At 57.7% G+C, this 326-nt stretch carries 1 pseudogene; it reads right to left on the minus strand.

The features are described from left to right. Positions 1–326 (minus strand): annotated as a pseudogene (locus tag Q5L94_RS13525) (DNA recombination/repair protein RecA); the annotation flags it as partial.

A 326-nucleotide genomic window follows, 5' to 3' on the forward strand; every position in this document is an offset into this window, starting at 1 on the left:
GCTCGCCCATCTTGGAGATGCCCTCGCCATACATGATATCGAATTCGACCTGCTTGAACGGCGGTGCCACCTTGTTTTTCACCACCTTCACCCGGGTCGCATTGCCGACCACCTCGTCGCGATCCTTGATCGAACCGATGCGACGAATATCGAGACGCACGGAGGAGTAGAACTTCAGCGCATTGCCGCCGGTGGTGGTTTCGGGCGAGCCGAACATCACGCCGATTTTCATGCGGATCTGGTTGATGAAGATCACCATGCATCTGGAGCGACTGATGGAGCCGGTAAGCTTGCGCATTGCCTGGCTCATCAGACGGGCCTGCACG

Source organism: Idiomarina sp. Sol25 (assembly GCF_033052775.1).
Classification (GTDB): Bacteria; Pseudomonadota; Gammaproteobacteria; order Enterobacterales; family Alteromonadaceae; genus Idiomarina.